We start from the raw sequence: 13605 nt of genomic DNA, 5'->3' as shown, positions 1-13605 counted from the left end.
ATGACCTCGACTGCGGAGCCGGTGACCGACGCGGAGCAGTCCGCGCCGGTCACCGGCGGCCCGGTCCAGGGGCCGTCGCGGGGTTCCCGTCGGGGCGTTCGCGGCGCGGGTCGTCGGTCGCCGGTCGGGTCGCGGGCACCGCTCGTCCTGCTGGCGCCGGCGGCGCTGCTGCTCCTCGCCCTCGTCGTCTACCCGCTCGTCCGGCTCGTCGTCATCTCGTTCCAGGACTACGGGCTGCGGGCGATCTTCACCGGGGAGGCCGGGTTCACCGGGCTGACGAACTACACGGACGTGCTGACCGACGCGTCGTTCTGGCCGGTCATCCTGCGCACCGTGCTCGTGACGGGTGCGATGGTCCTCGGCACGATCGTGATCGGCATGGGGGTGGCGCAGCTGCTCACGCGACTCGGCGTCGCGATGCGCATGGTCGTCAGCGTCGTGCTCGTGTTGGCCTGGGCGATGCCGAACGTGGCCTCGAGCCTGGTCTGGCAGTGGCTCTTCCAGCCGTTCTACGGGGTGCTCAACTGGCTCATCACGCAGCTGCGGGTGTTCGGGGACCACACGCAGGACAACTGGGCGTCGCACCCGGGGCAGGCGTACACGATCGTGCTGACGCTCGTCATCTGGCAGGCCGTGCCGTTCGTGGCGCTGACGCTGTACGCGGCGCAGTCCCAGATCGCGCCGGAGTACTACGAGGCCGGTGCGCTCGACGGGGCGTCGGTGTGGACGATGTACCGCGCGATCACGCTGCCGGCCCTCGCGCCGACGCTGCTGCTCGTGTCGATCCTCTCGGTGATCTGGGACTTCAACGTCTTCAACCAGATCTGGCTGCTCACCCGCGGTGGGCCGGAAGAGGCCACGCTGACCCTCGGCATCTGGACCTTCGTGCAGTCGTTCGTGTCCAACGCCTACGGGCAGGGTGCCGCGATCGCCGTGATCTCGACCCTGATCCTCGGGGTGCTCACCAGCTACTACATCCGCCGGCTCGTCCGCAGCGGTGAGGAGGACCTGTGACGTCGACCACCACCCCCGGTGTGACCGGGGCGACCGCGTCCGGGAGGCGACCGGACGTGGCGGGCGCGAGCCGCGCCTCCAGGCCTGGTCGGCTCCGGACGCGCGGACGCAAGCCGCGTGTCGTCGCGAACACCATCGCCGTCGTGTTCTGCCTGGTCTGGGTGTTCCCGATCTACTGGATGGTGAACACGGCCTTCAAGCCCGCCGACGAGGTCACCACGATGACCCCGATCTGGGCGCCGCTGCACCCGACGCTCGACAACTTCACGCGGGCACTCACCCAGGAGGGTTTCCTGGTCTACCTGCGGAACTCCACGATCGTCGTGGTGGCGGCCGTGCTGCTGTCGATCGTCGTCGGGTTCCTCGCGTCGGCGGCGCTGTCGCGGTTCCGGTTCCGCGGGCGGCGGGCCGTCCTGGTCGCGATCCTGTTCGTGCAGATGATCCCGTCCGGTGCCCTGCTCATCCCGCTGTTCCTGTCGTTCCAGACCCTCGGGTTGCTCAACAGCTACGTGGGACTGATCCTGGCGTACGTCGCGAGTGTGCTGCCGTTCTCGATCTGGGTGATGCGCGGGTTCTTCGTGGCCGTCCCCGTCGAGATCGAGGAGGCGGCGAAGGTCGACGGTGCCGGCACGTTCCGGATCCTGTGGAGCGTCCTTTTCCCGCTCGTCATGCCCGGGGTGATCGCGACGAGCGTGTTCGCCTTCATCGCGGCGTGGAACGACTACCTGATCGCGTACGTGATGCTCAAGGACCAGGGGATGTACACGCTGCCGGTGTGGCTCGCCGGGTTCTCGACGAACAAGGGCACCGACTTCGGCGGGCTGATGGCGGCGAGCGTGCTGTTCTCGATCCCGGTCGTGGTGTTCTTCCTGATCGTGCAGCGCCGGCTGGTCAGCGGGATGACGGCGGGTGCCGTGAAGGGGTAGGACGCGGACGGCCGGCACCTGCGAGCGTGTTGGTTTCAGGGCGGAACGGTTGCGTTCCTGTGGGTTTCGGACGTACAGTGCTCGAAACCCAACGGAACGAAGGAGTTCGGGCATGTACGCAACCGAGCGGCACACCGCCATCGCCGCCGAGCTGCAGTCCGCCGGTCGCGTGTCGGTCGCCGGTCTGGCCGAGCACTTCGACGTCACCACCGAGACCGTGCGCCGTGACCTCGATGCGCTGGAGTCCGCCGGGGTCCTGCGCCGGGTGCACGGGGGAGCGGTCCCCGTCGGCAGGTCGAGCGTCGTCGAACTCAGCGTCGCCGAGCGCGAGGGTCAGCACGGCACCGCGAAGTCCTCGATCGCCCGTGCCGCGATGCGCCTCGTCCCGCCCACCTTCACCGGCTCCATCGCCCTCGACGCCGGCACCACCTGTGCCGCCGTCGCCTCCGAACTCGCCCGCTGGGAGCCCGAGACCACCGGCTCGACCATCACCGTCATCACGAACTCGGTGCCGATCGCCGCGACCCTGCAGCACAGCGACCACCTCGAGCTGCACCTGCTCGGCGGGCGGGTCCGCGGGGTCACGAGCGCCGCGGTCGGCACGGCCACCGTCGAGCAGATCGGCGCGCTCCGTCCCGACATCGCGTTCATCGGCACGAACGGCCTGTCCGCAGGCTTCGGTCTGAGCACCCCCGACGAGTACGAAGCCGCGGTGAAGGGCGCCTACGTCCTCGCCGCCCGCCGGGCCGTGGTGCTCGCCGACGCCGCCAAGCACGGCGTCGAGGCCCTGATGCGGTTCGCGCGCCTGGACGAGATCGACACGCTCGTCACGGACGAGCAGCCCCCGGCCGACCTCGCCGGTGCGCTCGCCGACGCCGACGTCGAGGTGGTCGTGGCATGACCCCCCGCACGGACCCCGGCGCCCGGATCGTCACCGTCACCCCGAACCCGTCGCTCGACCGCACCATCGAGCTCGCCGGCGAACTGCAGCGCGGCGCCGTCCAGCGCGCGACCCGGTCCACCGCGGAGCCCGGCGGCAAGGGCGTCAACGTCTCGCGCGTGGTGGTCGCGAGCGGCGGGGACACCGTCGCCGTCCTGCCCGGCGACGAGCTCGACCCCGTCCTCCTCGGCCTGGCCACGCGCGGCATCCCGACCGCCGCACTGCCCATCGGCGCCCCGCTCCGCTCGAACGTCACCGTGACCGAGCCGACCGGCACCACCACGAAGCTCAACGAACCCGGGCCCTCGCTCGCCGGCCGCCTCGACGACCTCGCCGCGCTGGTCGCGGACACCGCCGCCGCGACCGCCACCGGTCCCGCCGCCCGCTGGGTCGTGGTCGCCGGGTCGCTGCCGCCCGGTCTGCCCGACGACGCGCTCGCCGTGCTCGTCCGTGCCGTCCGTGCACGCCACGGTGCGGCCGTGCGGATCGCCGTGGACTCGTCGGGCGTGCCGTTCACCGCACTGCTGCAGTCCGGCGAACGGATCGACCTGGTCAAGCCGAACGCCGAGGAACTCGCCGAGGTCGTCGGCGGCGACCCCGAGGAGTACGAGCGCGACCTCGACGCCGCGGTGGCCGGGGCCCAACGACTCCGGCAGAAGAACGTCGGCACGGTCCTGCTCACCCTCGGCAGCGCCGGCGCCGTGCTGGTCTCGGACGAGGGGGCCTTCGTGGCCGCCGCGCCGACGATCGTGGCCCGCTCCACGGTCGGCGCGGGGGACTCCTCGCTCGCCGGCTACCTGCTCGCCGAGGTCGCGGGGGCATCGCCCGAGCAGCGCCTCGCCCAGGCCGTCGCCACCGGTGCCGCCGCCGCCGCACTCCCCGGCAGCGACGTCCCGGCACTCGACCACACCGACCCGACGGCGGTCTCCGTCCGGGTGCTCGCCACGCACCCGGCCCCGGGACCCGCCTGACCCACTCACCACACCCGATCACCCCACGAACACCTGCACCACCGCGCGATCAGCGCCATTGCGAAGGAGCAAGCACATGTCCGCAGACTCGAGTCCGCGCCTCATCAGCGCACAGCTCGTCGGCCTCGACGAGGACCTCGGTGCCACGTCCACCGACGTCATCCGGGTGCTCGCCGACCGCGTCGCCGCGACCGGCCGCGCCGCCGACGGTGCCGCGCTCGCCGACGACGCCATCAAGCGCGAGGCGAGCGTCGGTACCGGCGTCCCCGGCGGCATCGCGATCCCGCACGCCCGATCGGCGTCGGTGGCCGAGCCGACGCTGGCGTTCTCGCGTCTGGCCCGGAAGGTGCCGTTCGGTGCCCCGGACGGCGACGCCGACATCGTCTTCATGATCGCGGTGCCCGAGGGAGCGGACAAGGACCACCTGACGGTCCTCTCGACCCTGGCCCGGGCGCTCATCCGCGAGGACTTCACCGCCGCCCTCCGCGCTGCGGCCACCCCGGACGAGATCGTCCAGCTCGTCGACAACGAGGTGAGCGGCGAAGTGGCCGAGGCCGGCGTCGGGAAGGCGAGCAGTGCCTCCGCTTCGACGACGGCCGACGGCGCGACCGCCGCTGCCCCCGCACCCGACCGCAAGGTCTTCGTCGGCGTCACCGCCTGCCCGACCGGCATCGCGCACACGTACATGGCTGCCGACGCCCTCGTCGCCGCAGCCCAGCGCGCCGGTGCGGAGATGCACATCGAGACGCAGGGTTCCTCGCAGGTCGAGCCCCTCGACCCGGCACTCATCGCGCGCGCCGACGCCGTCGTGTTCGCGGTCGACGTCGACGTCCGCGACCGCGGTCGGTTCGCCGGCAAGCCGCTGGTGTCCGGGCCCGTCAAGCGCGGTGTCGACGAGCCCGACAAGATGATCGCCGAGGCCATCCGCGCCTCGGAGGACCCGCACGCCGCACGCGTGCAGGGTGGTGCCGCCGTCGAGGGCGAGTCCACGGCCAAGAACGAGCACTTCGGCCAGTCGCTCAAGCGCTGGCTCCTCACCGGCGTCAGCTACATGATCCCGTTCGTCGCCGGCGGCGGGCTCCTCATCGCGCTCGGCTTCCTGCTCTCCGGGTACGGCATCGCGCTGAACCACGGTGACTCGGGGATGAGCAACGCCGCCTACACGCTCACGAACTCCACGCTGCTGAACCTGCCGCCGGAGGGCCTCGGGTACTACCTCGGCGCCGCCGCGTTCCAGATCGGACAGGTGTCGCTCGGGTTCCTGGTCGCCGCACTGGCCGGGTACATCGCGTACGCCATCGCCGACCGGCCGGGCATCGCGCCGGGCTTCGTCGCCGGTTCCATCGCCGTCTTCATGAACGCCGGGTTCCTCGGTGGCCTGGTCGGCGGCCTCATCGCCGGTGCCGCCGCGTACTGGATCGGGCGCATCCCGACCTGGCGCTGGCTGCGCGGGCTGATGCCGGTCGTGATCATCCCGCTCTTCGCGTCGATCATCGCCTCGGGCCTCATGCTGCTCGTGCTCGGCGGTCCGATCGCCTGGCTGATGGTCCAGCTCACCGGGTTCCTCAACTCGCTGTCCGGCGCCTCCGCGGTGCTGCTCGGGATCATCCTCGGCCTGATGATGGCGTTCGACCTCGGCGGGCCGGTCAACAAGGTGGCGTACGCGTTCGCCGTCGCCGGGCTCGGTGCCGGGACCGCCACGAACGTGGTGCCGTTCGAGATCATGGCCGCCGTCATGGCGGCCGGCATGGTGCCGCCGCTCGCACTCGCGCTCGCCTCGACCGTGCTCTACCGCAAGGGCTTCACGAAGCCGGAGCGCGAGAACGGCAAGGCCGCCTGGCTCCTCGGTGCGTCCTTCATCTCCGAGGGTGCGATCCCGTTCGCCGCAGCCGACCCGCTGCGCGTCATCCCGGCGTCGATGGTCGGTGCCGCGATCACGGGTGCGATCTCGATGGCTGCCGGTGTGACCTCGCGAGCCCCGCACGGCGGGATCTTCGTCTTCTTCGCGATCGGTGACGTGCTGATGTTCGTCGTCGCGATCCTGGCGGGGACCGTGGTGTCCGCGCTGGTGCTCGTCGCCCTGAAGAAGTGGGTCCGTCGTCGCCCCGTCGACGAGGCCGCTGCGGGCAGCGAGGCTGCCGTGGCCGGCGACACGGTGGGCCAGCGCGCGCCGGTCGCCGCGTAGTCGACGCAGCACACGACGGACGGGAGGCCCGGTGCCAGCTGGCACCGGGCCTCCCGTCCGCTGTGTGGTCGCGACGCACCGCCGGCCGCGCGTCGGGCGGTCACGTCACGTCGCTGGCGTGGCGCCCACACGTCGGAACTGACCGCTCGGCGGAGCCGAGCGGGGTGTCGCGGACCGCTCGAGGTGCGCTACTCCGCGATGTTGGCGGTGACGGCGTCGATGTAGGCGGCACGCTCCTCGCGCGAGTGCGGGCGCCCCGGCACACCCGGTCGCTGCTCCCACGGGAACGGCCCGGCGTCGTGCCGGTACTCGATGCCCATCGCCTCGAGCCGCGCCGTGTGCTCGGCCAGGCGCCCGCGGAACTCGGCGAGGTCACGCGGCCCGGCCACGTCGGCCGACCACAGGGCCTCGGCGAGGGCGGCGACTCGGGGGAAGAGCTGGTAGTCGAGCCGCCGGGCGGTGTCGACGTGCTCCGTCCACATGTTGCCCTGGCCGCCGATGACGTGGGCGCGCTCGGCGTCGGTGAGCCCGGACGGCACCGGGTCGAAGGCGAAGACGTCGTCGACGGTGAGCACGATCGAGACCGGGATCGGCTCGGTCGGCAGGTCGCTCTGGCGGTAGTCGAGGTAGACCTGGTCGTCCGGCGACGAGATGACGTCGTGTCCGCGTCGGGCAGCGGTCCGCGCGCCGGTCAACCCGCGCCACGACACGACGGTGGCGGACGGGTCGAGCGTGCCGCCCTCGAGGACCTCGTCCCACCCGAACGCCCGCCGGCCGTGCGACTCGACGTGCGCGGCGAGCTGCCCGATGATCCAGCCCTGCAGCTGTTCCTCGTCCTGCAGCCCGAGCTCGCGGATGCGCTCCTGCGTGCGGGGGTCGGTCTCCCACTGCACCTTCGGGCACTCGTCACCGCCGATGCCGATGTAGGCGGAGGGGAACAGTGCGATCACCTCGTCGAGGACGTCCTTGAAGAAGTCGATCGTGGTGTCCTCGGCGTTGAGTACGTCGTCCGCGATGCCCCACTCCGTCCAGACCTCGACCGTGCGGTCCGGGTGCACGCCGAGTGCCGGGTACGCGGCCAGGGCTGCGCGGACGTGCCCCGGGGTCTCGATCTCGGGGACGACGGTCACGAACCGGTCGGCCGCGTACGCGACGATCTCGCGGATGTCGTCCTGCGTGTAGTACCCGCCGTGCGGGCGGCCGTCGAACCCGGCGACGACGAGCTCGCCGTCCGGCCCCGGGACGTGCGCCCCGACCTGGGACTCCCGGCGCCAGGACCCGACCTCGGTGAGGCGCGGGTACTTCCGGATCTCGATGCGCCACCCCTGGTCCTCGGTGAGGTGGAAGTGCAGGCGGTTGATCCGGTGCGCGGCGAGCTGATCCACCACCCGCATGACCTCGTGCTTGGTGCGGAAGTGGCGGGCGACGTCGAGCATCACGCCGCGCCAGGCGAAGGCGGGGGCGTCCTCGACGACCACGGCGGGGACGGACCACGGCCCGGTCCCGACGCGGCCGTGGCGGTACACGTCGGCGGGCAGCAGCTGCAGGAGCGCCTGCACGCCGTAGAACACCCCGGCGGGCGAGCCCCCGACGACGTCGATGCCGTCCGGGGTCACCGTGAGCCGGAAGGACTCGGCCCGGTCGCCCTTGGGCGTCGTCGGGCCCGCGGGCAGGGACGGGTCGTCGGCGACCCGCAGGGCGATCGCGCCGGTGCCCGGTGCCGTGTCGTCGAGGGCGTCGCGCACCGGCAGTCCGGTCGATCCCCGCAGGGTCTGCTGCAGGTACAGTCGGACCGGCTCGCTCGCCGGGTCGGCGGCGATCCGGGTCGACGGGGTGATCGCGAAGGCCCCGGCACCGGGAGCGGTGCGGCGCGGTCGTGGGACGAGCATGTCGGAGCCACCATTCCTCAATGATCTTTCGTAATGTGGAGGCTATGGCCGTGGAGCAGACCGTGTCAACGACGCCGAGTGGGATCGGGACGACCCCCGGGGTCCTGCGGCAGATGAACTCGCGGGCGATCCTCGACGAGCTCCTTCGCGACGACGTCTCCCGCACGGTCACCGAGCTCAGCCGCACGGTCGGACTCTCCCGCCCCACCGTCGAGGCGGCGCTGGCCGACCTCGTCGACGAGGGCTGGGTGGCCGAGGCCGAGGTGATCGCCACCCCGAACAAGGCCGGCCGACGGGCCAAGCGCTTCGCCGCCGACGCGTCGGCCGGGTCCGTGCTCGGCGTCGACCTCGGCCTGCACGGGATCGTCGGGGTGCGTGCGGACCTGCGCGGCGTCACGCTCGCCCGTGTCGAGGAGCGCTACGCCGACCTCGCCGACGCCGAACAGGCCTGGCTGAGCGTCCAGGACGTCGTCCGACGACTCACGTCGTCCGAGGGCGGCTCGGTCGGAGACGCAGTCGGTGGCACCGGCGGTCCTGCGGGTGGTGCGCCGGTGCTCGCTGCGACGTTCGGTGTCCCGGCGGTCGTGGACCGCGACGGCGCGATCGACTACACGGTCGCGGTGCCCGAGTGGGTCGAGCGCCGGGTACCCGGCCGCATCCAGGACCTCTTCCCCGGGATCGCGACCTTCTTCGACAACGACGCCAAGCTCGCCGCCACGGCCGAGGCCCGGTGGGGGTGGTTCCGCGGCGTGCAGGACGGCCTGTACCTCGTGATGGGCCGGCAGATCGGTGCCGCCATGGTGATCGACGGCTCGCTGGCGCGCGGGGCACACGGCGCGGCCGGCGAGATGGGCGGCATCGCCTCGACCGGCTGGCCCGCCGCGCCCGCCCGCCTGGAGGCCCGGATCCCGTCCGACACGGACCTCGAGTCCGTCCTCGCCGCGGCCGGGCACGGGTCGGAGCCGGCGGTCGAGACCGTCCGGGCGTTCGCGGCCGACGTGGCACCCGGCGTCGTCCAGCTCGTGACGACGATCGACCCCGAGGTCGTCGTCGTCGGTGGCGAGGTCCTGCCGGCCGCCGAGGTGTTCTGCGCCGCGCTCGACGAGATCGTGACGCCGCGGCTCCGGCACCCCGTGCGGTTCGTCCCGTCGACGGTCGGACGGGACGCCGTCGCCCGGGGTGCACTGGCCCGGTCGCTCGCCCACGTCCGGTCCGCCCACATGGGACTCGGCTGACACCCAGGTGGCGCGCCGGGTCCTGACAGGGCGTTCAGGGATGCTGGGGGGATGACGACTGCCGTGACCGCCCGTGCCATGACCGTCGCCAGTGGCGACTCCACCGCTCCGTCGGACCTCGGTGGGCTCTCCGGCCTGGTGCTGCAGCTGATCGACGCGCTGGGGGAGTGGGGCGTCGGGCTGATGCTCTTCGTCGAGACGGTGTTCCCGCCCATCCCGTCCGAGGTCATCCTGCCGCTGGCCGGGTTCCTGGCGGGAGCCGGTCAGATGAACCTCGTGCTGGTCCTGGTGCTGGCGACGATCGGTTCGTACCTCGGGGCGCTGGTGCTGTACTGGCTCGGCGCGAAGATCGGGTTCGAACGCACCACACGGTGGTTCGGCAAGCTGCCCCTCGTCGACGAGGACGACTTCCGCAAGGCGGCCGGCTGGTTCCACCGGCACGGCAAGAGCGCGGTGTTCTTCGGCCGGTTCGTCCCGATCGTCCGGAGCCTCATCTCGCTGCCGGCCGGCGCCGACCGTATGCACCTCGGCACGTTCTCGGTGTTCACGATCATCGCGAGCGGCATCTGGAACAGCGCACTCGTGCTGCTCGGTGCCGCGTTCGGCTCGCAGTACGACCAGGTCGAGGCGTACACGGAGTGGATCGACCGCGTGCTCTACGTCGCGATCGCGGTGGTCGTGGTGACCTTCGTCGTCCGCCGGATCCGTCGTGTCCGTGCCGAGCGGCGTGCTGGCGGCCGCGATGACCGCCGCGATGACCACGGCGACGACGCCGGCAGCCCTGCCGTGGGCGGTGCCCGGGGTCGTCGTCGCGCCGAGTCCGCCCGCGACTGACCCTCAGGCCTTCGTCAGTGCCGACTCCTTGTGAGCGGCCTGCTTGCCGCTCTTCTCCGACTCGACGATCCAGTACGGGTCGTCGTCGGTCGGCGTGAAGTGCTGCCCGTCGAACTCGAAGTCGCTCGTCCGCTTCCGCACGAGCCTGCCGGTCGTCTTCCCCTGCGAGGTGTTCCAGTGCACCTCGTCGCCCTTCGACAACGCCATGCTGTCCTCCTTGCGCGGTCTTCGTCCTGGTGGATGTCGGACTGTACCCCGCCGGATCCCCGGAAACTCAGGGAAGCAGGGCGGTCACGATGTCGTAACGACCATGCGGATCAACAGTCGGACGCGTACCGTTTCCCATGAGCCCCACACGCCGGCAGCGGCCGCGGAACCACGGAGCTCTGGACGGGACGACGGACACCATGACCCTGCTGGACAGCGCGCGGGCGGACACGGTCCTCTCTGCGCGGTACCGGCTCGTGAAGCTCATCGGCACCGGCGGCATGGGGTCCGTCTACGAAGCCCGTGACGAGCACACGTACCGGGCCGTGGCCGTGAAGCTCTTCGCGACCCCGGACAAGATGACCACGGCGGACCGCGTCCGTCAGGAGCGCGAGATCCGGTTGCTCAGCATGCTGTCGCACCCGGGCCTCATCCCGCTGTACGACGCCGGCACCCACGAGTTCGAGGACGGTCCGCACCGCTTCATCGTGATGGAGCTCATCGCCGACACGACGCTCCTCCGCCGTCTGTCCGAGGGGGCCCTGCACAACTACGAGGTGGCCGACCTCGGTGCGCAGCTCGCCGACGCCCTGGCGTACGTGCACTCGCGCGGCATCGTGCACCGCGACGTCAAGCCGGCCAACATCCTGATCAGCGACGAGGGCTCGTCCGGCTTCGCCCGCACGGTCAAGCTCACCGACTTCGGCGTCGCCCACTTCGTCGACGGCTCGCGCCTGACGAACGACGGCACGGTCATCGGCACCGCCGCCTACCTCAGCCCGGAGCAGGTCGCCGGTGAACCGATCAGCTTCGCGACGGACGTCTACTCGCTCGGCCTGGTGCTCCTCGAGGCGCTGACCGGCAAGCAGGAGTACTCGGGCACCCTGATCGAGGCCGCACTCGCCCGGCTCCGTCGCGACCCCGAGATCCCGGACGACGTCGCCGACGAGTGGCGCGAGCTGCTCAGCCGGATGACCGCCCGTGACCCGGAGCGCCGGCCCACCGCGGTGGCGATCGCCAACGCGCTGCGCGGCGGCTCCACCCAGATCACCGGCCCGGTGCCGCTCGGCCCGGAACGCGTGAAGCACCAGCGCGACCACCGCATGCACCGTGCCGCCCACCGGCACGCCCGCCGCGGCACGTTCTCGGCTGTCCGCCGCTGGCGTCGCCGGAACGTCCTGGTGGGCTCGTTCGCGGCCTTCGGGGTGACCGCAGCGTGCGTGGCGGCCTACGTCGCGGGCGCCCTGCACTGAGCCCGGAGCCCGGAGCCCGGAGCCCGGACGGCCCGCGTGTCCCGTTCGTCCGCGGTCCCTGGCAGGATGGACAGCATGACCGACCAGCGCTGGATCAAGATCTGCGGCCTGTCGACGCCCGACACCGTGGACGCCGCCATCGACGCGGGTGCCGACGCCGTCGGGTTCGTCTTCGCGGCCGGCAGCCCCCGGACCGTCACCGCCGACCTCGCGAAGGAACTGGTGGAGCGGGTGCCGGACGGCATCGACGCCGTCGGGGTCTTCCGTGACCAGAAGATCGACGAGATCGTCGGCATCGCGTCCGAGGTCGGGCTCACCACACTGCAGCTGCACGGCGGCGAGTCGGCGTCCGATTTCGCCCGCGCCCGCGACGCCGGCTTCTTCACGATCCGCGCCATCTCGGCCGAGGCCTACCTGCGCGAGACGCCCGAACAGCGCGCAGCGTTCGACCACGACCTGCTGCTGCTCGACGCCGCCGTGCCCGGCAGCGGCCGGCTCATCGACCCGGCCACGATCAGCGGCGTCGACGAGGCCTGGATCCTCGCCGGCGGCCTGACCCCCGCCAACGTGGTCGCCGCGGTCGAGGCACTCGACCCCGACGGCGTCGACGTCTCGAGCGGCGTCGAGTCGGAGCGTGGCGTCAAGGACCCCGCGAAGATCCGCGCCTTCGTCGAGGCCGTCCGCAGCCTGGGCTGACGCAGGCGGCTGCCGGACTGGAGGCGCGGTGCGGGCCCGCCACGGGCCTCCCGTCCGCCGTGCCGGCCGTCTCGGGCACGCAAGACGCTGGCGGGTTCGTTCGGCGCCGCCCTGCACGCGAGACGCCGCCGAATTCGGCGGCGTCTCGGCGTGACGCGGGCGTCTTGCCGCGGTCAGCGCAGGGTGGGGATGAGCTCCGTCAGGAACGCGTCGGTGTCCTCCCAGCCCTCGACCGCGTGGCAGGGCACGCCGAGCGCCTTCACCGGGTAGTCGTTGCCCTCGGGGTCGAGGCGGTCGCCGACGAAGAGCATGTCGTCGAGCGCGATGCCCGTGATCTCGGCGAGGCGCTGCATGCCGTACGCCTTGTCGATGCCCTTTCGGGTGATGTCGATGCTCGTGGAGCCGCCCGAACGGACCTCGAGGTCGGGGAGGTCGGCCTGCACCAGACGGCGCAGGTGGTCCTTCTTCTCGCCGGTCGGGTCCCACAGCTTCTTGACGTCGACCGGGGCCGACTGGCCGAGGGCCGAGAACGTGATCTGCGACCCGCGGTCCTCGAGGATGGCACCCCAGGTCTCGGGCTCCCAGTAGCCGGCTTCCTTCGCCCGGGCCTCGACCGCGGCGAGGGCGCGGTCCTTCTGCTCGTCGGTGAGGTCCTCGGCGTACTGCAGCGCCCAGTCCTGGTCTTCCCAGCGGTAGTACCGGGTGCCGCAGGTCGGCAGGAGGTGCAGGGCGTCGAGCGTCAGCCCGTCGCGCTGTCGCAGCGGGGTGACGAGCTGCTGCTCGAACTGCGCGAAGTTGCCGCCGGAGATGACCGCGACCGGCACGACCTCGAGCAGGGACGCGAAGGTCTCGAGCATGCGGGGGTCGAGGGAGGACTTCGACGGGGCGAGCGTGTCGTCCAGGTCGAAGGCGACGAGGCGGGGCGTGGTCATGCCCCTGATCCTGCCAGAGCCCGCCGATCACCTGCCGGGTGCGGGGATCTCCGAGCCACGGTGCTGCGCGATGTCTGCGGGGTCACGCGCGGTGCGTGGCGGGGACCCGGTCACGGGCGTAGGTGATGTCCGTGTAGCCGTGCGGGGCGGGGTTGCCGTCCTCGTCGAGGTTCACGAACACGACCTCGTCGATGGTCAGGATGCTGCGGTGTGTGAAGAGGTTGCGTGCCTCGGCCCGCATGGTGAGCGACGTCCGGCCGAACCGGGTGGCGACGAGGCCGATCTCGACGATGTCGCCCTCCTTCGCCGAGGACAGGAAGTTGATCTCCGACATGTACTTCGTGACGACCTTGCCGTTGCCGAGCTGGATGATCGCGTAGACGGCGGCTTCCTCGTCGATCCAGCGGAGCAGGCTGCCCCCGAACAGGGTGCCGTTGGCGTTGAGGTCCTCCGGCCGCACCCACTTGCGGGTGTAGAAGTTCATCTCCGGTGCGACGTCGTCCTGGTGCTGCTCCATGTCCCG

The 13605-nt window shown here is 71.8% G+C and carries 13 protein-coding genes; 9 read left to right on the top strand and 4 right to left on the bottom strand.

Annotation, left to right across the window (positions count from 1 at the left end):
• From KK097_RS05050 to KK097_RS05030, 5 genes are all read left to right on the top strand, one after another.
• Complete coding sequence (locus tag KK097_RS05050) at nucleotides 1-1014, top strand: carbohydrate ABC transporter permease (RefSeq protein WP_214543906.1); 1014 nt, start codon at nucleotides 1-3, stop codon at nucleotides 1012-1014.
• Entirely contained in the window at nucleotides 1011-1940 is a 930-nt protein-coding gene (locus KK097_RS05045) for a carbohydrate ABC transporter permease (RefSeq protein ID WP_307858331.1), read from the top strand. Before KK097_RS05050 ends, KK097_RS05045 begins: the two co-directional genes overlap by 4 nt.
• A 112-nt stretch (nucleotides 1941-2052) precedes the next feature.
• Complete coding sequence (locus KK097_RS05040; protein WP_214528823.1) at nucleotides 2053-2841, top strand: DeoR/GlpR family DNA-binding transcription regulator; 789 nt, start codon at nucleotides 2053-2055, stop codon at nucleotides 2839-2841.
• Nucleotides 2838-3851 (top strand): 1-phosphofructokinase family hexose kinase, encoded by a 1014-nt coding sequence (locus KK097_RS05035; RefSeq protein WP_214543905.1) that lies wholly within the window; start codon nucleotides 2838-2840, stop codon nucleotides 3849-3851. Before KK097_RS05040 ends, KK097_RS05035 begins: the two co-directional genes overlap by 4 nt.
• A 76-nt stretch (nucleotides 3852-3927) precedes the next feature.
• Nucleotides 3928-6036 (top strand): PTS fructose transporter subunit IIABC, encoded by a 2109-nt coding sequence (locus KK097_RS05030; protein WP_214543904.1) that lies wholly within the window; start codon nucleotides 3928-3930, stop codon nucleotides 6034-6036.
• 188 nt (nucleotides 6037-6224) lie between these two features.
• Here KK097_RS05030 and KK097_RS05025 read toward each other — a convergent pair whose 3' ends face one another.
• On the bottom strand, nucleotides 6225-7925 hold the full coding sequence (locus tag KK097_RS05025) for a beta-N-acetylhexosaminidase (RefSeq protein ID WP_214543903.1): 1701 nt from the start codon (nucleotides 7923-7925) through the stop codon (nucleotides 6225-6227).
• 50 nt (nucleotides 7926-7975) lie between these two features.
• Here KK097_RS05025 and KK097_RS05020 point away from each other — a divergent pair, with 50 nt between their 5' ends.
• Nucleotides 7976-9160: an ROK family transcriptional regulator gene (locus KK097_RS05020; protein WP_214543902.1), complete on the top strand. Its 1185-nt coding sequence runs from the start codon at nucleotides 7976-7978 to the stop codon at nucleotides 9158-9160.
• Between the two features lie 51 nt (nucleotides 9161-9211).
• Nucleotides 9212-9994 (top strand): DedA family protein, encoded by a 783-nt coding sequence (locus KK097_RS05015; protein ID WP_250896450.1) that lies wholly within the window; start codon nucleotides 9212-9214, stop codon nucleotides 9992-9994.
• 3 nt (nucleotides 9995-9997) lie between these two features.
• On the opposite strand, the gene KK097_RS05010 is transcribed toward KK097_RS05015, so the two are convergent.
• Complete coding sequence (locus KK097_RS05010; protein WP_214528828.1) at nucleotides 9998-10201, bottom strand: hypervirulence associated TUDOR domain-containing protein; 204 nt, start codon at nucleotides 10199-10201, stop codon at nucleotides 9998-10000.
• A 200-nt stretch (nucleotides 10202-10401) separates the two neighbouring features.
• Here KK097_RS05010 and KK097_RS05005 point away from each other — a divergent pair, with 200 nt between their 5' ends.
• Both KK097_RS05005 and KK097_RS05000 read left to right on the top strand, forming a co-directional pair.
• A complete protein-coding gene (locus KK097_RS05005) occupies nucleotides 10402-11454 on the top strand; it encodes a serine/threonine-protein kinase (RefSeq protein ID WP_111224826.1) in 1053 nt (350 codons plus the stop codon).
• Between the two features lie 75 nt (nucleotides 11455-11529).
• Nucleotides 11530-12150, top strand: a complete 621-nt coding sequence (locus tag KK097_RS05000; RefSeq protein ID WP_214528829.1) for a phosphoribosylanthranilate isomerase — start codon at nucleotides 11530-11532, stop codon at nucleotides 12148-12150.
• Between the two features lie 173 nt (nucleotides 12151-12323).
• On the opposite strand, the gene KK097_RS04995 is transcribed toward KK097_RS05000, so the two are convergent.
• Both KK097_RS04995 and KK097_RS04990 read right to left on the bottom strand, forming a co-directional pair.
• Nucleotides 12324-13082 carry an HAD-IIB family hydrolase gene (locus KK097_RS04995; RefSeq protein WP_214543901.1) on the bottom strand — a complete coding sequence of 253 codons (759 nt, stop codon included), beginning with the start codon at nucleotides 13080-13082 and terminating at the stop codon, nucleotides 12324-12326.
• A gap of 82 nt (nucleotides 13083-13164) precedes the next feature.
• The gene (locus tag KK097_RS04990) at nucleotides 13165-13599 is read right to left on the bottom strand and encodes an acyl-CoA thioesterase (RefSeq protein ID WP_214528831.1); all 435 of its coding nucleotides are present in this window, start codon (nucleotides 13597-13599) and stop codon (nucleotides 13165-13167) included.
• Nucleotides 13600-13605 lie beyond the last annotated feature (6 nt).

Origin of the sequence: Curtobacterium flaccumfaciens, from assembly GCF_018598405.1 — a bacterium.
GTDB lineage: Bacteria > Actinomycetota > Actinomycetes > Actinomycetales > Microbacteriaceae > Curtobacterium > Curtobacterium aurantiacum.
Note: the sequence above shows the minus strand (reverse complement) of the source record. Positions and strands in the feature narration are given on the sequence as shown.